The following is a 23,268-nucleotide window of genomic DNA, read 5'->3' as shown; positions in this document are numbered from 1 at the left end:
TCGCGGACGGCGCCGCATGACGGGCCACCCGCACCCCGGCCCGGAGAACTGCCCGGCCCCGAAAGGACGATGGCCATGAACTCACCTCATCTCCCGCCGCCTGTGCGGGAGTTGGTCGGGCGTACCCGCCAATTCGTACGGGAGGTGGTCATCGAGGCGGAACCGGCGCCCGGTGAGCGCCTCGACCCGGCCACCCGCGCGCGGCTGCAGGCGGCGGCGAAGGAGGCCGGGGTCTTCGCGCCGCAGGTGCCGAAGGAGTACGGCGGGCAGGGGGTGCCCCTGGAGCACTGGTCCCCGGTGCTCCAGGAGGCCGGTTACTCGCCGATCGGGCCGAGCGCGCTGAACTGCATGGCACCCGACGAGGGCAATATGCACATGCTCCATCTCATCGCGACCGAGGAGCAGAAGCGGCGGTATCTGCACCCGCTGGCCGCCGGGGAGATCCGCTCCTGCTTCGGCATGACCGAACCGCACCCGGGGGCCGGCTCCGACCCGGCGGCGCTGCGGACCACCGCCACGCGGAGCGGCGGCGGGTGGGTCGTCAACGGGCACAAGCGGTTCATCAGCGGTGCGGTCGGCGCCGGTTTCTGCATCGTGATGGCGCGGACCGAGGCGGCGCGGGGAGCCCCGGAGGGGGCCACCATGTTCCTGGTCGAGATGACGAACCCCGGGATCCGGGTCGGCGAGGCGATCCACACGGTGGACCGGTACATCGACGGCGGGCACCCGCATCTGCACCTGGAGGACTGCTTCGTCCCCGAGGAGGCGGTCCTCGGGGAGGTGGGGCTCGGCTTCCGGCACGCGCAGGTACGGCTCGGACCGGCGCGGCTCACCCACTGCATGCGGTGGCTGGGGCTGGCGCGGCGCTCGCTCGACATCGCCCTGGACCGGGCCGAGCGGCGGGAGTTGTTCGGTGCCCCGCTGAAGTCGCTCGGCCTGGCGCAGAACCTCCTCGCCGAGTCGGTGATCGACATCGAGACCTCCGACGCGATCATCACCAAGACCGCGTCGCTCCTCACCGAGGACCCCAAGGCGGGATCCGCGCTGTCCTCGGTCGCGAAGGTGCACTGCTCGGAGGCGGTCTTCCGGGTCGTCGACCGCGCCCTCCAGCTCTGCGGCGGGGACGGGGTCTCGGACGGACTGCCGCTGGCCCAGTACCTCAACGAGGTACGCCCCTTCCGGATCTACGACGGCTCCAACGAGACGCACAAATGGGCCATCGCGCGCCGGGCCTCGGCCCGCAGAAAGGCCGCGGTCGACTCCGGCGAGCCCTACCGGGGCGAGGCCGCCGTCTGCAAGGGGGGCGCCTGATGCAGACCGTCCCGGACGGAGTGGAGGTCGTCGCCGACCGGGAGCGGGCCGAGCGCCTCGACGCCCCTCCCCTCCTGGTCGTCGACGCGGTCACCGCCTTCCTCGACGCGCGCCGCCTCGGGCGCGGACCGCTCGCCTGGCGGCGCATCGGCGACGGCCACTCCAACGTCACCTATCTGATCCGGCGCGGTGGGGACTCCTTCGTACTGCGCCGGGGCCCCCGCCCGCCGCTGCCGAGGTCGACCCACGACATGGTCCGCGAGGCCCGTGTCCAGCGGCTGCTGCGGGAGCGGGGGGTGCCGGTGCCGGAGATCCTCGGCGTCTGCGAGGACGAGTCGGTCCTCGGCGTGCCCTTCTACCTGATGTCCCCTCTCGACGGCACGGTCATCACCGACACGGTCCCGGCCCACCTCTCCTCGGCCGAGCAGCGCGGGGCGACCAGCCGGGCGGTCGTCGACGCGCTCGTCGCCCTGCACCGCATCGACGTCAGCGGCGGCGAACTCGCCTCCCTCGGCCGCCCCGAGGGCTATCTCGCGCGCCAGGTCGAGCGGTTCACCGGGCTCTGGGAGATCAACACCACCCGCTCGCTGCCCGCGGTGGAGCGGATCGCCGACTGGCTCGGCCGGAATCTGCCGACCGGCGGACGGGCGGCGGTGGTGCACGGCGACTACCGCATGGGCAATCTGATGTTCGCCCCGCAGGCGCCCGCCCGCGTCCTCGCTATCCTGGACTGGGAGATGGCCACCCTCGGCGACCCCCTGGCGGACCTGGGCTACCTCACCGCCACCTACGCCGAGCCGGGCACCCCGCGCACTCCGCTGGAGCTCACCCCGGTGACCCGGGAGCCCGGCTACCTGCCCCGGGCCCGGCTGATCGAGCGCTACCGCGCGGAGACGGGCCTCGACCTCACCCCGCTCCCCTGGTACCAGGCGCTCGCGCTCTGGAAGGCGGCGATCTTCTGCGAGGCCATCCACACCCGGTGGCTGCGCGGGGAACGGCCCGAGGACACCGGCTTCGGGCCCTCGCTGGAGGCGGGAGTCCCCCGGCTGCTCGACCTGGCGGCGCGGTACGCGGGTCTCGCCGGCGGCGGCCGCGACTGAGCACCGCCTCGGGGGCGGCTCCGCCCTACGCGGACCGGGTCGACGCGGGCAGTGAGGCGGCGACCGTGAAGAGGGCCTCGACGGCGGCCCGGATCTGGGCGGCGACCACCTCGGGGGTGGAGCTGTCGAGCTTGCCGTCGAGGTGCAGGAACGCCAGCCCGTGCACGAGGGCCCAGACGGTGGTCGACAGGGCGGCCGCGTCGGCCTCGGGGAAGACCGCGTGGACGATGCCCTGGACGTACTCCGTGAGGGCGGCGGTCGCGCTCACCCGGTCCGCGCTGCTCGGGTCGCAGGGCTCCGCGAACATCGCCCGGAAGAGCGCCGGGTGGTCGAGGGCGAAGCGCACGTAGGCGACGGCGATCGCGATGAGGTCCTCGGGGGTGGTGGGCGAGGGGTGCGCACCGGCGAGGTCCTCGGCGAGTTCGCGGTAGCCCTGTGCGGCGACCGCGGAGACCAGCGACTCACGGTCCGGGTAGTGCCGGTAGGGGGCCGTCGCCGACACCCCGGCCCGCCGGGCGACCGCCCGCAGCGACAGCGCGGCGCTGCCGTCCTCCTCAAGCAGCTCCCGCGCGGCCTGGACGCAGGCCGCCGCCAGATCGCCGTGGTGGTACGCCGCCGCCTGCGACATAGGTCACGCCCTCTCATGTTTACAGCGCTTACATAACTCTTCTAATGTGTGCGGCGTAAACATCGTAGGCGATTCACGCTGCAGAGGGAAACCAGGATGACCGACGAACTGTTCTCCCCGCTCGCCCTGCGCTCCGGGCAGGTGCTGGGCAACCGGACCGCCAAGGCGGCCATGGAGGAAAACCTGGCCGGCGACGGCCAGCTGCCCGGCAAGGAGCTGCTCACGCTGTACCGGCGCTGGGCCGCCGGCGGCACCGGACTGCTGATCACCGGCAATGTCATGGTGCACGCCGAGGCGCTGACCGGCCCCGCCGGGGTCGTCCTCGACGAGGCCTCGCCGCTGGAGCCGTTCGCCGAGTGGGCCCGGGCCGGAAAGTCCGGCGGCGGGAAGCTGTGGATGCAGATCAACCACCCCGGCCGCCAGATCCAGGCCGACATGCCCGGCGTCGTCTGGGGCCCGTCCGCCAAGGGCGTCGAACTGGGCAGGCACAGCAGCCGCTTCGGGCGCCCCGTCGCGATGACACCCGAGCAGATCGAGGCCACCGTGACCCGCTTCGCCACCACGGCGGCCCGGGCCGAACAGGCGGGCTTCGACGGCGTCGAGGTGCACGCCGCCCACGGCTACCTGCTCTCGCAGTTCCTCTCCCCACTGGTCAACACGCGTACGGACCAGTGGGGCGGCTCCCTGGAGAACCGGGCCCGGATGCTGCTCGACACCGTCCGCGCCGTCCGCGCCGCCGTCTCGCCGTCCTTCGCGGTCGCGGTGAAGATCAACTCCGCCGACTTCCAGCGCGGCGGCTTCGACGCCGGCGACGCGCGCCAGGTGATCGCGCTGCTCGAACCGCTCGGCGTCGACCTCGTCGAACTGTCCGGCGGCAGCTACGAGAGCCCCGCGATGACCGGCCGCCCCGCCGACGCGCGCACCCAGGCACGCGAGGCCTACTTCCTGGACCTGGCGAAGGAGCTGGTCGGGACCAGCCCGCTGCCGCTGATGCTCACCGGCGGCATCACCCGCCGGGAGACCGCGCGGAAGGTCCTCGACAGCGGAGTGGCGCTGATCGGAATGGGCAGCGCCCTCGCCGTCACCCCGGATCTGCCCGCCCGGTGGCAGCAGGGCCGGGAGGCCGACCGGCACCTGCGGCCGGTGACCTGGTCGGACAAGGCCCTCGCCTCCTCCGCGAGCATGGCCCTGGTCCGCCACCAGCTGCGCCGCCTCGGCCGCGGCATCGACCCCCGCCCGGGCACCCACCCGGCGCGCGCCCTGCTCACCGAGCAGGTCCGCCGGCGCAGGGCACTGCGCCGCTACCGCGCCTGGCTGCCCACCGCGGGGGACACCGCCCCGGCCGCCCGGCCCGCCTGACCGCCACCGCCGGGCGCCCCGCCACCGGGGCCCCGGCCGCCCGGCCATCCGCGGAAGGAACCGTGCGGAAGCCGACCGTACGAAACCGCGGACAGGCCACGGCAAGCGGAGACTCCACAGGAAAAGGCACCGCTCCACGCGGTGCCTTCGCTCATGTGCCCGGAGGGGCCCAGGTGTCGCGTACCCGTGGGTGTCGCGTACCCGTGGGTGACACATGGGCCGACGCGGCCGGGGGACGTCCGACCGGCCCGGCGGCGGGCACCCGGATGTGTCTCCGGTGCCGCGACCGCCGGGCAGCCGGTCCCTCAGCGGACGCCCGCCGCCTTCAGGACCTTCAGCGCGCGGGTCAGCAGTCCCGCCCAGGTCTCGGGCGAGATGCCCGGCGGCGCGGTGAACCCCTGGACGCGCTGGTGGGCGACGGTCTGGGCCTCGGTGTACTTGAGGATGCCGTCGGCGCCGTGCCGCCGGCCGAGCCCCGAGTCGCCCATGCCGCCCATCGGTGAGTCGACGCTCCCCCAGGCGGCGGCGAAGGCCTCGTTGACGTTGACGGTGCCGGCGTGCACCCGGGCGGCGACCGCCCGGCCCCGGGCCCCGTCGCCGGTCCAGACGCTGGCGTTGAGGCCGTACGCGGTGGCGTTGGCCCGGGCGATCGCCTCCTCCTCGTCGCGGACCGGGTAGACCGAGACGACGGGCCCGAAGGTCTCGTGCTCGTAGAGCGTCATGTCCGGGGTGACATCGGTGAGGACGGTCGGCTCGTAGAACAGCGGGCCCAGGTCCGGTCGCGCGCGCCCGCCCGCGAGGAGGGTCGCGCCCTTGGCCATGGCGTCCTCGACATGCGCGGTCACGGTCTCCAGCTGGGACGGGGTGGTCAGCGAGCCGACATCGACGCTGTAGTCGTACGCCGCCCCCAGCTTGAGCTGCTTCGTACGGGCGGCGAAGGCGGCGAGGAACCGCTCGTACAGGGGCTCGGCCACGTACAGGCGCTCGATGGACACGCAGAGCTGGCCGGCCGAGGGGAAGCAGGCGGCCACGGCGCCCTCGACGGCCCGGCCGAGGTCCGCGTCGTCGAGGACGATCATGGGGTTCTTGCCGCCGAGTTCGAGGGAGGCCCCGATGAGGCGCTCCCCGGCGTCGCGGGCGATCACGCGCCCGCTGGCGGTGGAGCCGGTGAACATCACATAGTCGGCGTTGTCCATCAGCGCGCCGCCGATGGAGCTGCCCCGGCCGATCACCAGCTGCCAGACACCGTGCGGCAGTCCGGCCTCCCGCATCAGATCGAGCACCCACAGCGCGGTGAGCGCGGTCTGGGTGTCGGGCTTCTGCACGACGGCGTTGCCCGCGATGAGCGCCGGGACGGCGTCACCGGCGGCCATGCTCAGGGGGTAGTTCCACGGGGAGATGACCGCGACGGCGCCCTTGGGGTGGTGCAGCTCGGTGGTGCGGGTGAGCAGCGGGATCGCACCGCGGCGGCGCTTGGGTTCCAGGTACCGGGCGGCGCTGCGCGCGTAGTACCGGGAGGTGATCGCGATGTCCAGCACCTCCAGGAAGGCGTCCCGGCGGGTCTTGCCGTTCTCGGCCTGCATCAGGTCCAGCGCCTCGTCCTGGCGGGCGATCACGAGGTCGTGGAAGCGCAGCATGATCTTCTTGCGCTCGCGCAGGGGTGTGGCGGCCCAGGCCCGCTGAGCGGCCCGCGCCCGTACGAAGGCGTCCTCGACGTCCTCGGGCGTCGAGACCGGCAGCTCCGCCAACGGGGCTCCGGTGTACGGGGCGCGGGTGGTGACCCTCGCGGCGCCCGGCGCGGCCGTGACGCCGGTGGCCAGGCGCTCGATCCGGGCCGGGGTCAGCGAGGCGGGCAGGGCCCGGTCGGAAGCGGGGGCGGTCAGAGGAGTGTGGTCGGTGGCGACCATGGCAGGGGTCCTCATTCCTCAGTTGCGGCCCGGGACCGAGGTGGGCACCGGCATGTGCAGGGCGAGCTGGCCCTCGGTCACGACGTCGAGCTGAACGTTCCTCATCGGCTTGAGCGAGCGCAGGTCGTCGGACATACGCCCCTCCCCGAGCCGGAGGTCGACCTGGCGCGGGAGGCGCTCGGTACCGGCCGAGAGCAGATGGGTCTGGCTCAGCGTGGAGTGCCAGGCGCCGTTGATCGTGGTGTACGAGGTGAGGGACGAGACATGGGCACCGCTCGGGTGGACCGACTGGGCCGGGGTGGGCACCGAGAGGGACACATCGGTGCCTCCCTTGTCGTTGGCCACCCGTGCCGTGCTCCGGCGGGCGTCGATGTCGACGTCGAGGCCGGTGACCCACTTGGGGAAGCCGTAGCCGTCGTGGCCGCGGACCTGGGCGATCTCCGTGCTCACCGGCAGGGACAGCACATAGGAGTCGAGGTGGTCGTTCTTGAGCGCGGCGACGAGGTCGACGAAGCCGAGCCTGCCGTGCCGGGCGGGCTTCACGGCGATACCGACCGCGGCTTCGGTGTAGACGTCGATGTCGCAGACCTCGTAGCGGAAGAACATGAGCGAGACGAGGCCGAGACCCGGCGCGGCCTCCAGCGGCGACAGCTCCTCGGGAAGACGGGAGCGGATGTCGCGGGAGCGGGCGAGCATCGTGAGCCTCGCGGTCGAGATCCGGTAGTAGAAGTTGGGCGTGAGGGTGGACCCGATCGGGGAGTCGACCCGGGTCTTGGGCAGCCCGCGGAAGAAGTCCACGCCGCTGACGCGGGGGTCGCGGGCGATCTCGTCGAGGTCGGTGTCCATCCGGTAGCGGTCGTAGAGACCGCCCTTGGGGACGGTGACCGTGCGGCCACCCAGGTCGACCTCGACCGTTTCCTGCCTGGATTCCTGCTGGGGCGATGACATCTGCGGCGCTCCCGACTCGCATGTATGTTTACGGTGCACACATGAGCGTAGAGGGGGATGTAAGCACCGTCAACACCGAGGTCGCTCCCCCGTCGTTTAGGGGCCGCCGGCGGGCCGACCGGGGTGCGCCGGACGGTGGCCCGGACAGGCGGAGCATCCGGGCCCGCCCGCGCCGGAGAGGCGCCGACGGGCCCGGATCGTGAGGCCGCCCGCACGTCGCGTGGCGCGGCCCGGGCGCGGCCGCACCCGGGCCGCCGCGCTCAGCCGTCAGTCGTGCTCAGCCGTCGTGCAGCGCCGCCTTCAGGGCGTCCACGGCGAGCTTGCGGGCGACGTTGGCGGCGCGGGTGTCGCGCAGGCTGTCCAGGAGCAGGAAGTCGTGGACCATGCCGGCGACCCGGACCGAGGTGACGTCCACCCCGGCCTCGCGCAGCTTGTTGGCGTACTTCTCGCCCTCGTCGCGCAGCACATCCGCCTCGTCGGTGATGACCAGGGTGGTGGGCAGGCCCCGCAGCTGCTCCAGGGGTGCCTGGAGCGGGGAGGCGTACGGCTCGGCGCGCTGGGCGGAGTCGGTGGTGTAGGCGTCCCAGAACCACTTCATGCCGTCGCGGGTGAGGTAGTAGCCCTCGGCGAACTGCAGATAGGACGGGGTGTCGAAGTCGGCGTCGGCCACCGGGTAGAGCAGCACCTGGGCCTTGAGGTCGATCCCGCCGCGGTCCTTGTTCATCAGCGCGAAGACCGCCGACATGCAGCCGCCGACCGACTCCCCGGTGACGGCGATGCGCGAGGTGTCCAGGCCGTGTTCGGCGCCGTGCTGAAGGACCCACTGGCCCACCGCGTAGTTCTGCTCCACCTGGGTCGGGTACTTCGCCTCGGGCGCCCGGTCGTAGACGGGGAAGACGCCGGCCGCGCCCGCGCCGACGGCGAGTTCGCGGAAGAGGCGGTCATGGGTCCGGTCGTCGCCGAAGACCCAGCCGGCGCCGTGGATGTAGAAGACCACGGGCAGCGGCCCGCCGGCCCCCTTGGGCTTGATGATCCGCGTGCGGACCGTGCCCCACTTGCCCGCGTCCACGTCGACCCACTCCTCGTCGATCTCGGGACGGGGCACACCCTCGCCGGTCTGCAGGCCGAGCAGGATGTCGCGCCCCTTCTCCGGGGGCACCTCGTAGATCCGGGGGTGCGGGTCGGTCGCTTCGGCCAGCTCCTTCGCTGCGGGTTCGAGGTACGGCGTCACAGGCGGCGGAAGCTCGGTCATGTTCACTCCATGTCACGAACACGTGCGTGCCCTGTTCGCGCGGCCCGATCGGCCGCGAGGTTTCTTCGCCCTCAGGCGGAAACGCCCCCCCATGCCATGGTCTCGCCCGGTGTGACGAGCGCAACCCGGGCCGGGGCCGGGTCACGCACCGGCCGGACCCGGCAGCTACCGGTTCAGGTGTCGGCCGACCCGGGCACCGCCCAGGTCAGACGCCCGCCTCCTCGGAGGGAATCCGTACGAAGCCGAAGACCTCCTCGACGAGGGCGGCGAGTGTGCGCTGCTCCCCCTCCTCGTCGGACCACCGGGTGAGGGCGACGTCGAAGCAACTCAGCGCGGTGTTGACCATGGTCTGCGCCTTGAGTTCGGCGCGCGCGCCGCCGGGGCCGGTGCGGGAGGTCAGCTCGGGCACCAGGGCGTCCACCCAGGCCAGATGCCTCTCCAGGTAGCGCGCCCGCAGTCCCGGCGTCCGGCAGATGAGGCGGACGGCCTGCTTCCAGCGCTCGGCCTCCGCCTCCACCTCCATCAGCTGCGTCATGGACCGGACGGTGAGGCGCAGCGCCTCCCAGGCGGGGTGCGCGGCGAGGTGCGGGGTCAGTACCGCCAGGACCTCCTCGGCGGTCGGGATCCGATCGCCGAGGACGACGTCCTCCTTGCTCCCGAAGTAGCGGAAGAAGCTGCGCTGGGAGATACCGGCCGCCTTGGCGATGTCGGCGACGGTGACCTGCTCGAATCCGGAGGCCTCGAAGAGTTCGAGGGCCGTGTCGGCGAGCGCTTCCTTCACCGCCCGGCGGGTCCGGACGCGCAGACAGGACGTGCTGTTCTCCCTCATGCGGCGAGGCTATCAGTGCCAAGGATGGCAGTCACTGCCAGAAATGACGTACGGTGCAGTACGGCGCCCTGGGCGTCCACGCCACCTCGGCGAGGCCGGTCCACCCGGCCGATGACGAGTCGGGGGCCCGGTGCCGGAACCGTCATCTGGAAGGGAGAGAGGAAATGACCAAGGTCCTCTTCGTCGTGTCCGCGGCCGACCGCTGGACGCTCAAGGACGGTGAAGTACACCCCTCGGGCTACTGGGGTGAGGAACTCGCCATGCCGCACAAGATCTTCACCGCGGCGGGCTGGGAGACGACGATCGCGACCCCCGGCGGCAAGGCCCCGACGCTGGACCGGCTCAGCATGTCCCGTACCGCGGGGCGGCCGTCCAAGCTGCGCGAGGTCGCCCGGTACCTGGACACGATCCAGGAGCAGCTGGACCACCCCGTACCGCTCGGCAGCGTCGACCCGGACGACTTCGACGTGGTCTTCTACCCGGGCGGGCACGGCCCCATGGAGGACCTCGCGGTGGACCCGGTCTCGGGTGCGCTGCTCACCCGGGTACTGCGCTCCGGCAAGCCGCTCGCCCTGCTGTGCCACGCCCCGGCCGCAGCCCTCGCGGCGCAGGACGAGGACGGCTCGTGGCCCTTCGCCGGGTATCGGATGACGGGCCTGTCCAATCTGGAGGAGAAGCTCAACAGCTTCGGCCGCAAGGCGGTCTGGCTCCTGGAGGACCGGCTGCGCGAGAGCGGCGCCGAGTACGCCAAGTCACGCCTCCCGCTGCGCCCCTTCGTGGTGGTCGACCGCAATCTGTACACCGGGCAGAACCCTTCCTCCTCCGAGCAGCTCGCGCAGCGGATCGTGGCCGATGTGGGCGGTTCCGTGCGCTAGGTGTATTGGCCGGCAGGGTTGTTCACGCGGCTGATCGGGGGCTTGCCTCCGAGTGCGGTGTGGCAGCGGTGGTGGTCGTAGGTGTGGAGGAAGTCTGTCAGGGCTTGGGTTCGTTCGTCGTTGGTGATGTAGGTAGGCCCATTCGTCGAGCAGGGTGCGGTGGAAGCGTTCGACCTTGCCGTTGGTCTGCGGCCGGTAGGCGCGGGTGAGCTTGCGGCCCGCGAGACGGGCGCGGTGATGCTGCCCGCCCTCGGCTACGACTACGTCCCCGGCTTCCTCGCCGGAAGCCTCGCCCTCGACCAGGCGGGAGAGGCGGCCCGCGCGCTCGACATCGGCTACTTCGCCGACGGCCCGCTCCGGCGCGGGATCAGCCAGGGCACCCGGGCCACCATGCGGGACGGGCTGACCCTGCCCTCGCCCCGCCGGCACCGGCGGCGGCTGGTCGAGGGGCGCACCGCCTCCCGGGTGCGCGACTTCTCCGTCCACGGGCGCCGCAGGAAGGCGTTCCTGGGCTCCGGCACCGAAGTGCTCTTCCTGCCCGGGACCTTCCCCGCGCTTGAGGACATCACCGTCTACAACGGCTGGTTCCCCGAGTTCAGCCGCCCCCTCTCGCTCCTGTCCGCCGTCGCGAACACCGCCACCCGCCTGCCCGGGGGCCGCGCGCTGACCGGCCTGCTCACCCGGCCGCTCCTGCTCGGCCCGCCCGGCGGCCCCGACGCGGCCCTGCGCGCACAGATCCCCTCGTATGTCGTCGCGGTCGCCTCCAGCGGCGTCCCGGGCAGCGCCCCGCTCGCCGAGGTCCACCTCGAAGGCCCCAACCCCTACAGCCTCACCGGCAAACTCATGGCCTGGGCCGCCGAGCACCTCAGCACCCGCCCCGCCCTCGCTCCCGGCGTCATCGGCCCCACCGAGGCCTTCGGCCCCGACACCCTGCGCCGGGCCTGCGCCGAGGTCGGGCTCCGTACCGTATAGCCCCCGGGGGTTGCTCAACGGCGGCTCAGGGAGCGGGAGTTGCCTCAGCCGCCGCCCAGCACCCGCGCCAACTCCCCCTCGCCCGCCACCTCCAGGAGCCCCCGGGCCACCGCCTCCGGGAAGGTCAGCTCGGCGCGGCTGAGTGCGGCACAGGTGGTGGCGTCGAGGCGGAGCCGGGCCGCCGGTGCCTCCGTCTGGCCCTCGCCGTAGACCGGTCCGCCGTCCGTACCGAGGTGCAGATGGAACTCGCCCTGGTCCAGGTCGACTTGGACGGTGCCGGGGCCGGTGTGCAGGGCCTCGATCCGGGCCAGCAGGGGCAGCGCGAACCAGTGCGCCCGTACCGCGTCGGTGGGGCGGGGTTCGGTGAGGGCCGGAGCACCCCACTCGCCGAGGGCCCGCAGCACCGGGAGCAACTGCCGTCCGCGCGGGCTGAGTTCGTAGACCTGGGCGGAGGAGGGCGGCGGGAGCCTGCGGCGGGTGGCGAGGGACTCGCGCTCCAAATCCTTCAGACGGGAGGCGAGTACGTCGGTGCTGACGCCCGGCAGATCGGCGTGGAGATCGGTGTACCGGCGCGGTCCGGCGAGGAGTTCGCGCACGATCAGCAGGCTCCAGCGGTCCCCTATGGCGTCGAGCGCGCGGGCCGCGGCACAGAACTGGTCGTAACTGCGGCGCCCCTCCTTGCGTGGCGGTCGTGGCATGGCAGCAGTCTAGACATGTTGTTGGACTTTCCAAGCTCGAACTTGGTAAAACCAAGTGGCAGCAGAGGGCATACGGACCGGCCGTGTGCACCGGGGAGGGGCGCGGCATGGAGTTCCGGCAGTCGAGCAAGCTGAGCGAGGTCTGCTACGAGATCCGCGGCCCGGTCATCGAACAGGCCAACGCCCTGGAGGAGGCCGGGCACAGCGTGCTGCGGCTGAACACCGGCAACCCGGCGCAGTTCGGCTTCGAGGCGCCGGAGGAGATCGTCCAGGACATGATCCGGATGCTGCCGCAGGCGCACGGCTACACCGACTCGCGCGGCATCCTCCCGGCCCGGCGCGCGGTGGCCCAGCGCTACCAGCAACTCGGCCTGGACGTCGACGTGGAGGACGTCTACCTCGGCAACGGCGTCTCCGAACTCGTCTCGATGGCGGTCCAGGCACTCATCGAGGACGGCGACGAAGTCCTCATCCCCGCACCGGACTTCCCCCTCTGGACCGCCGTCACCGCCCTCTCCGGCGGCCGTCCCGTGCACTACCTCTGCGACGAGTCCGCCGACTGGTACCCGGACCTCGCCGACATGGCCGCCAAGATCACCGACCGCACCCGGGCGGTCGTCCTCATCAACCCCAACAACCCGACCGGGGCGGTCTATCCGAAGGAGATCGTCGAGGGCATCCTCGAACTCGCCCGCAGGCACCATCTGATGGTCTTCGCCGACGAGATCTACGACCAGATCCTCTACGACGGGGCCGTCCACCACTCGGCGGCCGCGCTCGCCGCCGAGGCCGGCGACCTGGTGGTGCTCACCTTCAGCGGCCTCTCCAAGACCTACCGGGTGGCGGGCTTCCGCTCGGGCTGGCTGGTGGTCACCGGACCCAGGGAGCAGGCCCGGAACTATCTGGAGGGCCTCACCATGCTCGCCTCGATGCGCCTGTGCCCCAACGCGCCCGCCCAGTACGCGATCCAGGCGGCGCTCGGCGGGCGGCAGTCGATCCAGGCGCTCACCGCGCCCGGCGGACGCCTGCACGAGCAGCGCGACCGGGCCTGGCAGCGCCTCAACGAGATACCGGGAGTCAGCTGCGTCAAGCCGAAGGGCGCGCTGTACGCCTTCCCGCGGCTCGACCCGAAGGTGCACGCCGTCCACGACGACGAGCGCTTCGTCCTGGACCTGCTGCTGCGCGAGAAGATCCAGGTCGTCCAGGGCACCGGCTTCAACTGGCCGCGCCCGGACCATTTCCGGATCCTGACCCTGCCGCACGCGGACGACCTGGACGCCGCCATCGGACGCATCGGGCGCTTCCTGGGCAGCTACCGGCAGTAGCGGCGAGGGGCCGCCGGAGGCGAGCCGACCGCCCCGGCCGGCGACCCGCCGGGCGGCGCCGACGCCGTACCCGGCCCGGGCGGTGGCAGGCTCGGTGCCCAGGCACGGGACGCGAACGGCCCGGCACCGACAGAACGGAACGCACGACATGGGTGACCTGCTCCTGGTGCGGCACGGCGAGACCGCGTGGTCCCTGACGGGGCGGCACACCAGCTGGACCGAGCTGCCGCTGACCGAGAACGGCCGCGCCCAGGCCCGGTCCCTGGGCCCCCTGCTGACCTCGCACCGCATCGCCGCGGTCTTCTGCAGCCCGCGCCTGCGCGCCCGGGAGACCGCCGCCCTCGCCGGACTCGGCAGCCCGCGCCTGGACGAGGACCTCGGCGAATGGGACTACGGCGCCTACGAGGGCGTGACCACCGCCGAGATCCAGCGGGAGCGGCCCGACTGGTTCCTCTTCCGGGACGGGGTCGCCGCCGGGCCGCCGGAGCACCCCGGGGAGAGCCCGGAGCAGGTCGGGGCGCGCGCCGACCGGGTGCTCGCCGCGGCCGACGCCGCGCTCGCCCAGGAGGAGGGCAGCGTCGTCCTGGTCGCGCACGGGCACTACCTGCGGGTGCTGACCGCCCGGCGGCTCGGGCTGCCGCCGTCCTCGGGTGCGCTGTTCCAGCTGGCGACCGGGACGGTAGGACGGCTGAGCACCGAGCACGGCCGCCCGGTGCTCGCCGCCTGGAATGTCAGACCCCCCTCGTAGTCTCCGAGAAGTGCGTACGGAAGGCTCCGGATCCGGGGCCCCGCCCCCGCGGGCACGAGTACGCGAAGAAGAAGGGGAAGGAGGCACCATGGCACGGCCGCCGAGCGCCGCCCAGCTGCGCCTGATCGAGGCCGCCGATCCGCTCACCGGTCGGCTGAAGGGCACCGAACGGCAGCTCGTCGCCCTGGTGCGGCTGGGGCTCGCCTTCGTCCACCCCCGCCCGCCGCACGACTGCTACCTCTCCCCCGCCGGCCACCGGCTGCGCGAGGCACCCGCACCGGAGCCCGCCCCGCCGACCGGCCCCGGCGGCCCACCGGGAACGTCCGCCGAGTCCGCCGCCCCGGCCGCCGCCCCCGGTGTCTTCGCCGCGCGTACCGGAGACCCGCCCGCCCCGGCCGACGGCCCGGCCCGGCGGCACGAGGTGCGCACCGCCTGGCAGGGCCTCCTGGAGCTGCGCCGGATGACCAACCCGGCGGGCGAGGCGGACCGCCCCTGCGGCTGGGAGCGCGCCCATCTGATACCGGCCGCCGCCCTCGCCCTGGAGGCGGCGGGGTGCCGCCCCGCGTCCACCGCGGGCGAGGGCTACCGCGTCCTCGGCACGCCCCAGCCGGAGGCCGTCGCGGTGCACGAGCCGGACGCGGAGCGCCTGCGCTCCTGTGCCGAGGCCCTGGTGCGGGCGGGCTGGCAGACCGGCGAGCACACCGAGCCGCGCCGAAGATCCCGGTACCTCCTCGCCTCCCCGCGCCGGAGCTGAGCGCGCGTGGCGGGCGTCACCCCGGCAGTCGCCGTTTCCCGCTGTTGAATGAGGTGGCACAGGCTCAGCTCCCCCGTTGCGAAAGGCACTTCGCTGTGGCACAGCCCTACTCCGTCCCGGTCACCGTCCGCGGATACGAGACCGACACCCAGGGCCATCTGAACCAGGCCGTCTACCTCCAGTACGCCGAACACGCCCGCTGGTCCCTGCTCCAGGAGGCGGGCATCCGGCAGCGCGACCTCCTCGAGCAGGGCATCGGCCCGGCCGCGCTGGAGACCACCATCAAGTACCGCAGGGAGCTGCACGCGGGCGACGAGGTCGAGGTCAGCTGCGCCTTCGTCTGGGGCGAAGGCAAGACCTTCACCCTGGAGCAGTCGATCACCCTCCGGGACGGCACCGTCTCGGCGCAGGTGACGGCGGTCGGCGGCATCCTCGACCTGGCGGCGCGCAAGCTCGTACCGGACCCGGCCGCGCGGATGCGGGCGCTGGCCCGGGAGCCGGAGCTGCTCGGGCTCTGAGCGGGGGCCGTCACGGCGGGGCGGCCGGCCGGCCCCCAGCGGCTCGGCCAGGACCAGCTCCTGGCGCGCGCCCTCAGGCAGTGCCCAGACCGGCGAGGCGCTGCGCCTCGGCGCGGGTGCGACGGGCCAGGGCCTCCTCGTCGACGCCGAGCAGCCTGCCGTCCTCGACCACGGGCCGGCCGCCGACCAGGGACAGAGTGACGGGGGCGGGTGCGCCGAGGACCAGGGCGCTCACCGGGTCGGCGATCGTGGAGTGGGCGAGGGTGTCCATCCGCCAGAGCACCAGGTCGGCCAGTTTGCCGGGCTCCAGGGAGCCGATCTCCCGTGCCCGGCCGAGGACTTCGGCGCCGCCGAAGGTGGCCAGGCGCAGGGCCTCGCGGGCGGTGAGGGCAGCCTCGCGGTGCGGGCCGAGCCGGTTGACCAACAGGGAGTTGCGCAGCTCGGTGTGGAGTTCGCCGGACTCGTTGGAGGCGGTGCCGTCGACGCCGAGGCCCACCGGGATGCCCGCGGCCAGCATGTCCGGGACCCGGGCGATCCCGGCGGCGAGGCGGGCGTTGGAGGAGGGGCAGTGCGCGACGCCGGTGCGGGTGCGGGCGAAGGCCGCCAGATCGGAGTCGTTCATATGGACGCAGTGCGCCATCCAGACGTCCTCGCCGAGCCAGCCGGTGGACTCGAAGTAGTCGGTGGGCCCCATCCCGAACAGCTCGTGGCAGAACGCCTCCTCCTCCCGCGTCTCGGAGCCGTGGGTGTGCAGCCGCACCCCCTTGCGGCGGGCCAACTCCGCGCCCTCCCGCATCAGTTCGGTACTCACCGAGAAGGGCGAGCAGGGGGCCACCGCGATCTGCGTCATCGCGCCGAAGGAGGCGTCGTGGTGGGCGTCGACGGTCGCCTCGGTGGCGGCGAGGGCCTGGTCCAGGCTCTCCACGGCGAAGTCGGGCGGCAGTCCGCCCGCCGACTCGCCGCGGTCCATCGAACCCCGGGCCAGCGTGAGCCGGACGCCGGTCTCCCCGGCGGCCCGTACGATCGCGCCGGACAGGTCGCCGGTGCCGCGCGGGAAGACGTAGTGGTGGTCCATGGCGGTGGTGACGCCGCCCCGCGCCATCATCGCGAGCGAGCCCCCGGCGGCGGCGTGCACCATCGGCTCGTCGATGCGCGCCCAGGTCGGGTAGAGCGCCACCAGCCAGTCGAAGAGCTTGTGGTCGGTGGCGAGTCCGCGGGTGAGCCACTGGTAGAAGTGGTGGTGGGTGTTGACGAGCCCGGGGGTCGCCAGATGCCCGGAGGCGTCGATGCGGCGCATCGGGCCGGGCAGGTCCGCGGGCGCGCGGCCGGGCCCGAGGGACTCGATCAGCCCGCCCGCGAGGACCAGGTGCCCGCTCGGGTACTCGGTGCCCTCGGCGTCGACGGTCGCGACGGCGCAGTTCTCGATGACGAGGCGCTCACCGCCCGGCGGCAGTTGCCCGATGCGGTCCTCGCCTCCCGGCTCGGGGTGTTCCTCGCGCGGCATGGGGGCTCCAAAGGGGGGCTCAGCCCTGGGTGGGCTCGGTGGGGATGCGGGGGCTGCCGCCTTCGCGCAGCACGGTCGCCTCGATGAGCCCGTAGGGGCGGTCGGCGGCGAAGTAGACCTCGTTCGCGTTCTCCAGGCCGAAGGCTTCCAGGTCGGCGAGGAAGTGGTGCTTGTTCGGCAGCGAGAGGCGGATCTCCTCGATCTCGTCCCGGGTTTCGAGGACCCGGGCGCCCATCGCGTACAGGGTCTGCTGGAGCGAGAGGGAGTGGGTGCCGGCGAAGGCCTCCAGGAGCGCGGCGCGTACGGCCCCGTAGGAGGCCTCCCAGTCGGGCAGCGGGTCCTCGTCGGTGCTCCAGGCGTGGCGCCAGCGGGCGTTGACCTCGGTGGCGAGCACCCGGTCCCGGGTCTCGGCGAGGGTGGTGTAGCGGTCCCTGGCGAAGCCCCAGAACTCCGAGTCGGTGGTGTTCATGACCACCAGGTCCTTGAGGCCGGAGACGACCTCGCAGCGGCCGCCGTCGTACTCGACGCGGGCGGTCCTGGTCTCCTGCCCCTTGCGGACGAAGGAGTGCGGCAGCCCGCTGCCCTCGGCGTCGGTGAGGCGCTCCCAGTCGTACTGCTCGATGCCGATCCGCGCCCGGTGTATCGCCTCCTGCGAGTCGGTGAAGTGCCGGGCCAGCCGGACGCCGAACTGCTCGGCGGAGGCGATGCCGTGCTCCTTGGCGAAGGCGAAGACGGTGTTCTTCATGGTGTCGGTCGGCAGCACATGCGCGTTGGAGCCGCTGAGGTGGACGGCGTCCATGTCGCCGGAGAGGGCCACCGAGACGCTGAGGTCCTTCAGCCGGTGCACCTCCCCGTCCCGGGTGACGCGCACGACACGGGTCTCCGCCTTGCCGTACTGGTTCTGCCCGAGCACCACCGGCCGCGGCCGGTCCTGTCCACTCATGCGGTACGCCCCCTTCGGTCGGATCGAGGTGCCGCGCGCCCGCCTGGCGCGGGCGCGCGGATGCCGCCGTCAGCTGCCCCGGTAGACCGAGTAGCCGAACCGGCTGAGCAGCAGCGGTACGTGGAAGTGCTCACCGGGGCGCACCTCGAAGGTGACGGTGACCTCCGGGAAGAAACCGGCCGGTGCCCCGGGGTCGGGGCCGCCGAGGTAGGGCCCGGTGGTGAAGTCCAGCCGCGCGGCGCCGGTCCCCGGGGGCAGCGGCGGCAGCTCGCGGCAGCGCCCGTCCCCGTCGGTGCGGGAGTCGCCGACCGCCCGCCAGGATCCGTCGGCGGCCTGCGCCGAGAGCGCCACCGGGATGCCCTCGGCGGGGCGGCCCGCGGCGGTGTCCAGGACGTGGGTGGAGACGGTGGTCCGGGTGAGGGAGGCGGCGGGGGTCCCGCCGCTCGCCGCGGCCCCGGCCCCGGCCCCAGGCTGCTGCTCGCTCATGGCGTCACTCTCCCCCGTCCTTCGGTGCTTGCTTCTCCGCCTTCGGTTCTTGCTTCTCCGCCGCCTCGGCCTCTTCCGGCTGCTGCGGCTTTTCCGGTGCCCGGTCCGCCGTCCCGTTCCCCTGGTCCTTCGGCCGATCGGCCCCGTCCTGCCGGGTCGCCGTGTCCGGACCGGCGAGGCGGGTGAGCCGGATGTGGTTGATCCGGCCGAGCTCGCGGCGGACGATCCGGAGTTCGCGCTCGGGGGTGTTGTCCAGGCGCTCGCGCAGGGCGTCGCGCAGCTGCTCGGCGCCGAGTCCGGTGGCGCAGATCAGGAAGACATGGCCGAAGCGGTCCTGGTAGCGGAGGTTGAGGTCGAGGAGTTCGGCCTTGAGCTCCTCGCTCGCCGAGGCGGCGCCCCGCTGCTCGCGGGCGGAGACCGGATCGCCCTCCTTGGGGCGGCCGATGGGCGGATGGGCGGACATCGCCTCGGCGAGGTCGGACTCGGAGAGCAGGTCGAGGGCGGCGTCCGAGGCCTCGAACAGGTCCGCTCTGGCCGCGAAGGGGCGTCCGCCGAGCACGGCCGAGGCCCAGGCGGGGGACGCGCAGATCTCCAGGAGCAGATCGGCCGCCTCCTCGGGCGGCAGCGCGTTGAAGCGGTCGAGGCCGAGGGCCGGGTCGGACGTCATGGTGCCTCCTGTGCCTGATACCGGGCGGCGCCCACAGCTAAGCCGGGGAAGCGGCGCCGCGTCAACAGTTTGTTGAAGTCGGGGCCGGAAGATCGTCCGCGCCCCTTGTCCCGCAAGGGATTCACCCCTGATCGGGGCTGTTCTGCCTGTTCAGGTAGTTGTATACGGTGAACCGGCTGACGCCGAGCGCCTGCGCCGCCCGCTCCACCCCGTGCCGCACGGTGAAGGCGCCGCGCGCCTCCAGGCTCCGTACGATCTCCTGCTTGGTCCGGCGGTCCAGCCCGGAGAGCGGGGTGCCGTGCTGCTGCTCCAGGGCCGCGAGGATGCGCTCCAGGGAGTCGGCGAGTCCCGGCAGCCGGACCGCGAGGACCTCGCGGCCCTCCCAGCTGAGGACGACGTCCTCGCCGCGGGCCTCGGCGGGCGGGAGCATCGTGCCGCCCATCGCCTCGACAAGGGGGCGCACGGCCGCCGCGAAGGGCTCATCGGCGGGGGCGGCGCCGGGCTCCTCGCACGCGGAGCCGCCGGTCCCGGCGGGGACCTGCGCACCGTCCGCGGTCAACGGCCCTCCCCCTCGAGGACATTGACCTGGAGCGAGATCCGGGTGGCGCCGGAGTCGAGGCCGCTGCGCAGTACCGCGGAGACGGCTTCGAGTACGGCCTCGGGCGCGCCCTCCGCCGTGTTGCCGAAGGGGCCGACGTCCACCGAGTCGAGCGCGGCGCCGTCGAGCACCGTCCGGGTGGCGCGGGCGTGCTCCGGCGTCTCCTCCAGGTCGAAGGGCTCGGTGGTGAACTCCAGGCGCAGTCGCACGGTGCCCCTTCCTGCCGGGCCGGATCCGGTCCACCGGCCGCTGCGGGCGACCCTAACCGAGGGGGCGGCGGCCGGGGCCCACGGCCGGTGGACTCCGTACGAGCCGACCCGACCCGACCAGATCTGGCCCGACCCGACCCGACGCGACGCGATCCGACGCGACTCGATCCGGCCCGACGCGAACCGACCCGCCCCGGAAGGGCACGGTCCGGGCCGGACCGGACCGGCGCGGTGCCGTCCGGTCCGGCCGTGTCCGTCAGGAGCCGTACCGCTCCCGCAGTTCGATCTTGCGGACCTTGCCGCTGACCGTCATCGGGAAGCTCTCCAGGGTCCGCAGCCGGGCCGGGACCTTGTAGTGCGCGAGGCGCTCGCGGCAGAAGTCCTGGATCTCCGCGAGGGTCAGGCTCTCCGCCGGGTCGCGCAGGATGACGCAGGCCAGGACCTCTTCGCCGTACTTCTCGTGCGGGACGCCGACCACCTGGACGTCCGCGATCTTGGGGTGGCCGTAGAGGAACTCCTCGATCTCGCGCGGGTAGATGTTCTCGCCGCCGCGGATGATCATGTCCTTGATGCGGCCGGTGATCTGCAGACAGCCGTCCTCGCGCATCACGGCGAGGTCCCCGGTGTGCATCCAGCGCCCGGCGTCGACGGCCTCGGCGGTCTTCTCCGGCTCCTCCCAGTAGCCGAGCATCACGCTGTAGCCGCGGGTGCACAGCTCCCCTGCCTCGCCCCGGGGCAGGGTGACGCCGGTGGCCGGGTCCACCACCTTGACCTCGATGTGCGGCAGTACGCGGCCCACGGTGGCGGTGCGGCGCTCCAGGTCGTCGTCGCGGCGGGTCTGGCAGGAGACGGGCGAGGTCTCGGTCATGCCGTAGCAGATCGAGACCTCGGACATGTGCATCTCGGTGACGACCCGCTTCATGACCTCCACCGGGCAGGGCGAGCCGGCCATGATGCCGGTGCGCAGCGAGCTGAGGTCGTACGTGGCGAAGTCCGGGAGGTTCAGCTCTGCGATGAACATGGTGGGCACCCCGTAGAGCGAGGTGCAGCGCTCCTGCGCCACGGCCCGCAGGGTGGCGGCCGGTTCGAAGGAGGGCGCGGGGATGACGATGCAGGCGCCGTGCGAGGTGGCGCCCAGGTTGCCCATCACCATGCCGAAACAGTGGTAGAACGGCACCGGCACGCAGACCCGGTCCTGTTCGGTGTAGCCGATCGTCTCGCCCACCCAGTAGCCGTTGTTGAGGATGTTGTGGTGGGAGAGGGTGGCGCCCTTGGGGAAGCCGGTGGTGCCCGAGGTGTACTGGATGTTGATCGGGTCGTCGCAGCTCAACTCGGCCTCGCGGGCGGCCAGTTGCTCCGGGCTCACCGCCGGTGCGGCCGCGGTCAGCTCCGCCCAGCCGGGGTCGCCGAGGAAGACCGTCTCGCGCAACTCGGGGCAGTTGTCCCGCACTTGGGCGACCAGGGCCCGGTAGTCGCTGCTCTTGTGGCCGGTGGAGGCGATGAGCAGGCCGATGCCCGCCTGTCGCAGGACGAACTCCAACTCATGTGCCCGGTAGGCCGGGTTGATGTTGACCATGATGGCGCCGATCCGGGCGGTGGCGTACTGCACCAGCACCCACTCCGCGCAGTTCACCGCCCAGAGGCCGACCCGGTCGCCCTTGGCCACTCCCCTGGCGAGCAGTGCCCGTGCCAACACCTCGGTCTCGGCGTGCAGTTGGGCGTAGGTCCAGCGGCGCCCCGTGGGGACGTCGACCAGCGCGTCCCGGTCCGGGAAGGCCGCGACCGTACGGGCCAGGTTCTCCCCGATGGTCTGGCCGAGCAGCGGGGTGTCGCTGGTGCCGTGGGCGTAGCTGAGTGCGGTCACCGGAAGTCCTCCTCGCGGTACTCCTGGTCCGATCCGGCGGCGGTCTGCTCGCGCAGCTCGATACGGCGGATCTTGCCGGAGATCGTCTTGGGCAGGGCGCCGAACTCCAGCCGCCGCAGTCGCTTGTAGGGGGCGAGCACGGCCCGCGAGTGCGCGAAGATCTCCTTCGCGGCCTCCGGACCCGGGGTGTGTCCCGCGGCGAGCACGATGTACGCCTTCGGCACGGCGAGGCGCACCTCGTCGGGGGCGGGCACCACGGCGGCCTCGGCCACCGCCTCGTGTTCGAGCAGCGCGCTCTCCAGCTCGAAGGGGGAGATCTTGTAGTCGGAGGCCTTGAAGACGTCGTCGGCCCGGCCCACGTAGGTGAGGTAGCCCTCCGCGTCGCGGGAGCCGATGTCGCCGGTGCGGTAGTAGCCGTCCGCCATCGCCTCGGCGGTGCGCTCCGGGTCGCCGTGGTAGCCGGTCATCAGGCCCACCGGGCGGGCGGCGAGGTCGAGGGCGATCTCACCCTCGGCGGCGCCGGGTTCGCCGGTCTCCGGGTCGAGCAGCTCCACCCGGAAGCCGGGGCTCGGGCGGCCCATGGAACCGGGCTTGAGGCGCTGGCCGGGGCTGTTGGAGACCTGCACGGCGGTCTCGGTCTGCCCGAAGCCGTCCCGGATGGTGACGCCCCAGGCGCGGCGGACCTGCTCGATGACCTCCGGGTTGAGCGGCTCGCCCGCGGCGACCACCTCGCGCGGGGCCCGCTCCAGCTGGCCGAGGTCGGCCTGGATGAGCATCCGCCAGACGGTCGGCGGGGCGCAGAAGGTGGTGACGCCCGCGCGGTCCATCTGGGCCATCAGCGCGGCGGCGTCGAAGCGCGTGTAGTTGTAGAGGAAGACGGTGGCCTCGGCGCTCCAGGGGGCGAAGAGATTGGACCAGGCGTGCTTGGCCCAGCCCGGCGAGGAGATGTTCAGATGCACATCGCCGGGTCGCAGCCCGATCCAGAACATGGTCGCCAAGTGGCCCACGGGGTACGAGACATGGGTGTGCTCGACCAGTTTGGGCTGGGCGGTGGTGCCCGAGGTGAAGTAGAGCATCAGGGTGTCCTCGGCGCGGGTCGGCCCGTCCGGGACGAAGTCGGCCGGGGCCCCGGCGCTGTCCGCGTAGCGGAGCCAGCCCTCGGTGCGCTCCCCCACCGCGATCCGGGTGTAGTCCCCGGGCACGGCGGCGAACTTGTCGGTGTCCTCGCTGCGGACCAGGACATGGGAGACGCGGCCGCGCGCCACCCGGTCGGCGAGATCGGCGGGGCCGAGCAGCACCGTCGCGGGGATGACCACCGCGCGCAGCTTCATCGCGGCGAGGGCGGTCTCCCACAGCTCGGCCTGGTTGCCGAGCATGACGAGGATCCGGTCGCCCGCCGAAACCCCCTGTGCGCGCAGCCAGTTGGCGGTGCGGGCGGACCGCTTCGACATCTCGGCGAAGGACACCCGGGTCTCGGCCCCGTCCTCCTCGACGATGTGCAGCGCGGTGCGGTCGTTGCCCTCGGCCACCGTGTCGAACCAGTCGAGGGCCCAGTTGAAGTGCGCCGGGCGCGGCCACCGGAAGCCCTCGTACGCGGCCCGGTAGTCCTCGCGGTTCGCCAGCAGGAAGTCGCGTGCGCTGCGGAATGCCTCCGTGGCGCCAGTGGGCGTCATCAGTCCTCCTCCTCGCCGGGTCCCTGCTCCGGCGCTGGCCCCCATCGTGGTCCCCGGGCGGGCCGATCACCAGCCCCTGGCCGGGGCTGTCCGCCCGGCG

At 72.9% G+C, this 23,268-nt stretch carries 23 protein-coding genes and 1 pseudogene; 9 read left to right on the top strand and 15 right to left on the bottom strand.

Going from position 1 to position 23,268, the window contains the following annotated elements:
- Positions 1 to 75 precede the first annotated feature (75 nt).
- Both HFV08_RS23180 and HFV08_RS23175 read left to right on the top strand, forming a co-directional pair.
- On the top strand, positions 76 to 1,311 hold the full coding sequence (locus tag HFV08_RS23180) for an acyl-CoA dehydrogenase family protein (protein ID WP_312885794.1): 1,236 nt from the start codon (positions 76 to 78) through the stop codon (positions 1,309 to 1,311).
- Positions 1,311 to 2,411, top strand: a complete 1,101-nt coding sequence (locus HFV08_RS23175; RefSeq protein WP_246341960.1) for a phosphotransferase family protein — start codon at positions 1,311 to 1,313, stop codon at positions 2,409 to 2,411. Before HFV08_RS23180 ends, HFV08_RS23175 begins: the two co-directional genes overlap by 1 nt.
- A 25-nt stretch (positions 2,412 to 2,436) precedes the next feature.
- On the opposite strand, the gene HFV08_RS23170 is transcribed toward HFV08_RS23175, so the two are convergent.
- Positions 2,437 to 3,039, bottom strand: a complete 603-nt coding sequence (locus HFV08_RS23170; RefSeq protein ID WP_168542029.1) for a TetR/AcrR family transcriptional regulator — start codon at positions 3,037 to 3,039, stop codon at positions 2,437 to 2,439.
- 96 nt (positions 3,040 to 3,135) lie between these two features.
- Between HFV08_RS23170 and HFV08_RS23165 the strand changes: the two genes are divergently transcribed.
- Positions 3,136 to 4,398, top strand: coding sequence for an NADH:flavin oxidoreductase/NADH oxidase family protein (locus HFV08_RS23165; protein ID WP_168542027.1), 1,263 nt, complete (start codon positions 3,136 to 3,138; stop codon positions 4,396 to 4,398).
- A gap of 305 nt (positions 4,399 to 4,703) precedes the next feature.
- On the opposite strand, the gene HFV08_RS23160 is transcribed toward HFV08_RS23165, so the two are convergent.
- The 4 genes from HFV08_RS23160 to HFV08_RS23145 form a co-directional block, all read right to left on the bottom strand.
- Positions 4,704 to 6,305, bottom strand: coding sequence for a succinic semialdehyde dehydrogenase (locus HFV08_RS23160; RefSeq protein WP_168542025.1), 1,602 nt, complete (start codon positions 6,303 to 6,305; stop codon positions 4,704 to 4,706).
- An 18-nt stretch (positions 6,306 to 6,323) separates the two neighbouring features.
- Complete coding sequence (locus HFV08_RS23155; protein ID WP_168542023.1) at positions 6,324 to 7,253, bottom strand: acetoacetate decarboxylase family protein; 930 nt, start codon at positions 7,251 to 7,253, stop codon at positions 6,324 to 6,326.
- 277 nt (positions 7,254 to 7,530) lie between these two features.
- A complete protein-coding gene (locus HFV08_RS23150; RefSeq protein ID WP_168542021.1) occupies positions 7,531 to 8,505 on the bottom strand; it encodes an alpha/beta hydrolase in 975 nt (324 codons plus the stop codon).
- Between the two features lie 205 nt (positions 8,506 to 8,710).
- The gene (locus HFV08_RS23145) at positions 8,711 to 9,334 is read right to left on the bottom strand and encodes a TetR/AcrR family transcriptional regulator (protein WP_168542019.1); all 624 of its coding nucleotides are present in this window, start codon (positions 9,332 to 9,334) and stop codon (positions 8,711 to 8,713) included.
- 164 nt (positions 9,335 to 9,498) lie between these two features.
- On the opposite strand from HFV08_RS23145, the gene HFV08_RS23140 reads away from it, so the two are divergent.
- Positions 9,499 to 10,209 (top strand): type 1 glutamine amidotransferase domain-containing protein, encoded by a 711-nt coding sequence (locus HFV08_RS23140; protein WP_168542017.1) that lies wholly within the window; start codon positions 9,499 to 9,501, stop codon positions 10,207 to 10,209.
- Here HFV08_RS23140 and HFV08_RS23135 read toward each other — a convergent pair.
- Positions 10,206 to 10,464: pseudogene (locus tag HFV08_RS23135) on the bottom strand (integrase core domain-containing protein); the annotation flags it as partial. The gene HFV08_RS23140 and the pseudogene HFV08_RS23135 overlap by 4 nt on opposite strands.
- Here HFV08_RS23135 and HFV08_RS23130 point away from each other — a divergent pair.
- On the top strand, positions 10,369 to 11,181 hold the full coding sequence (locus HFV08_RS23130; RefSeq protein ID WP_246341976.1) for a saccharopine dehydrogenase family protein: 813 nt from the start codon (positions 10,369 to 10,371) through the stop codon (positions 11,179 to 11,181). The pseudogene HFV08_RS23135 and the gene HFV08_RS23130 overlap by 96 nt on opposite strands.
- Before the next feature lie 44 nt (positions 11,182 to 11,225).
- Here the strand turns inward: HFV08_RS23130 and HFV08_RS23125 are convergent, their stop codons facing one another.
- Entirely contained in the window at positions 11,226 to 11,879 is a 654-nt protein-coding gene (locus HFV08_RS23125) for a winged helix-turn-helix transcriptional regulator (RefSeq protein ID WP_168542015.1), read from the bottom strand.
- A 107-nt stretch (positions 11,880 to 11,986) separates the two neighbouring features.
- Between HFV08_RS23125 and HFV08_RS23120 the strand changes: the two genes are divergently transcribed.
- The 4 genes from HFV08_RS23120 (at position 11,987) to HFV08_RS23105 (ending at position 15,224) form a co-directional block, all read left to right on the top strand.
- Positions 11,987 to 13,204 carry a pyridoxal phosphate-dependent aminotransferase gene (locus tag HFV08_RS23120; RefSeq protein WP_168542261.1) on the top strand — a complete coding sequence of 406 codons (1,218 nt, stop codon included), beginning with the start codon at positions 11,987 to 11,989 and terminating at the stop codon, positions 13,202 to 13,204.
- Between the two features lie 148 nt (positions 13,205 to 13,352).
- Entirely contained in the window at positions 13,353 to 13,952 is a 600-nt protein-coding gene (locus tag HFV08_RS23115) for a histidine phosphatase family protein (protein ID WP_168542013.1), read from the top strand.
- An 88-nt stretch (positions 13,953 to 14,040) separates the two neighbouring features.
- Entirely contained in the window at positions 14,041 to 14,706 is a 666-nt protein-coding gene (locus HFV08_RS23110) for a hypothetical protein (RefSeq protein ID WP_168542011.1), read from the top strand.
- 95 nt (positions 14,707 to 14,801) lie between these two features.
- Positions 14,802 to 15,224, top strand: coding sequence for an acyl-CoA thioesterase (locus HFV08_RS23105; RefSeq protein WP_168542009.1), 423 nt, complete (start codon positions 14,802 to 14,804; stop codon positions 15,222 to 15,224).
- 73 nt (positions 15,225 to 15,297) lie between these two features.
- Here HFV08_RS23105 and HFV08_RS23100 read toward each other — a convergent pair whose 3' ends face one another.
- From HFV08_RS23100 to HFV08_RS23065, 8 genes are all read right to left on the bottom strand, one after another.
- Complete coding sequence (locus HFV08_RS23100; RefSeq protein ID WP_168542007.1) at positions 15,298 to 16,728, bottom strand: 8-oxoguanine deaminase; 1,431 nt, start codon at positions 16,726 to 16,728, stop codon at positions 15,298 to 15,300.
- Between the two features lie 19 nt (positions 16,729 to 16,747).
- Positions 16,748 to 17,671: a factor-independent urate hydroxylase gene (gene pucL / locus HFV08_RS23095; RefSeq protein WP_168542005.1), complete on the bottom strand. Its 924-nt coding sequence runs from the start codon at positions 17,669 to 17,671 to the stop codon at positions 16,748 to 16,750.
- A 69-nt stretch (positions 17,672 to 17,740) separates the two neighbouring features.
- Entirely contained in the window at positions 17,741 to 18,157 is a 417-nt protein-coding gene (gene uraH / locus HFV08_RS23090) for a hydroxyisourate hydrolase (protein WP_168542003.1), read from the bottom strand.
- 4 nt (positions 18,158 to 18,161) lie between these two features.
- The gene (gene uraD / locus HFV08_RS23085; RefSeq protein ID WP_168542001.1) at positions 18,162 to 18,824 is read right to left on the bottom strand and encodes a 2-oxo-4-hydroxy-4-carboxy-5-ureidoimidazoline decarboxylase; all 663 of its coding nucleotides are present in this window, start codon (positions 18,822 to 18,824) and stop codon (positions 18,162 to 18,164) included.
- Positions 18,825 to 18,945: 121 nt separating this feature from the next.
- Positions 18,946 to 19,266 (bottom strand): helix-turn-helix domain-containing protein, encoded by a 321-nt coding sequence (locus HFV08_RS23080; protein ID WP_052482993.1) that lies wholly within the window; start codon positions 19,264 to 19,266, stop codon positions 18,946 to 18,948.
- A 113-nt stretch (positions 19,267 to 19,379) separates the two neighbouring features.
- A complete protein-coding gene (locus tag HFV08_RS23075) occupies positions 19,380 to 19,631 on the bottom strand; it encodes a hypothetical protein (RefSeq protein ID WP_168541999.1) in 252 nt (83 codons plus the stop codon).
- 256 nt (positions 19,632 to 19,887) lie between these two features.
- Entirely contained in the window at positions 19,888 to 21,495 is a 1,608-nt protein-coding gene (locus HFV08_RS23070; protein WP_168541997.1) for an AMP-binding protein, read from the bottom strand.
- The gene (locus tag HFV08_RS23065; RefSeq protein WP_168541995.1) at positions 21,492 to 23,168 is read right to left on the bottom strand and encodes an AMP-binding protein; all 1,677 of its coding nucleotides are present in this window, start codon (positions 23,166 to 23,168) and stop codon (positions 21,492 to 21,494) included. Before HFV08_RS23065 ends, HFV08_RS23070 begins: the two co-directional genes overlap by 4 nt.
- Positions 23,169 to 23,268: the final 100 nt, after the last annotated feature.

The sequence above is a fragment of the Streptomyces physcomitrii genome (assembly GCF_012273655.1).
GTDB classification, from domain to species: domain Bacteria; phylum Actinomycetota; class Actinomycetes; order Streptomycetales; family Streptomycetaceae; genus Streptomyces; species Streptomyces physcomitrii.
The sequence above is the reverse complement of the archived record's forward strand: the minus strand, read 5'-3'. Positions and strand labels throughout refer to the sequence as shown.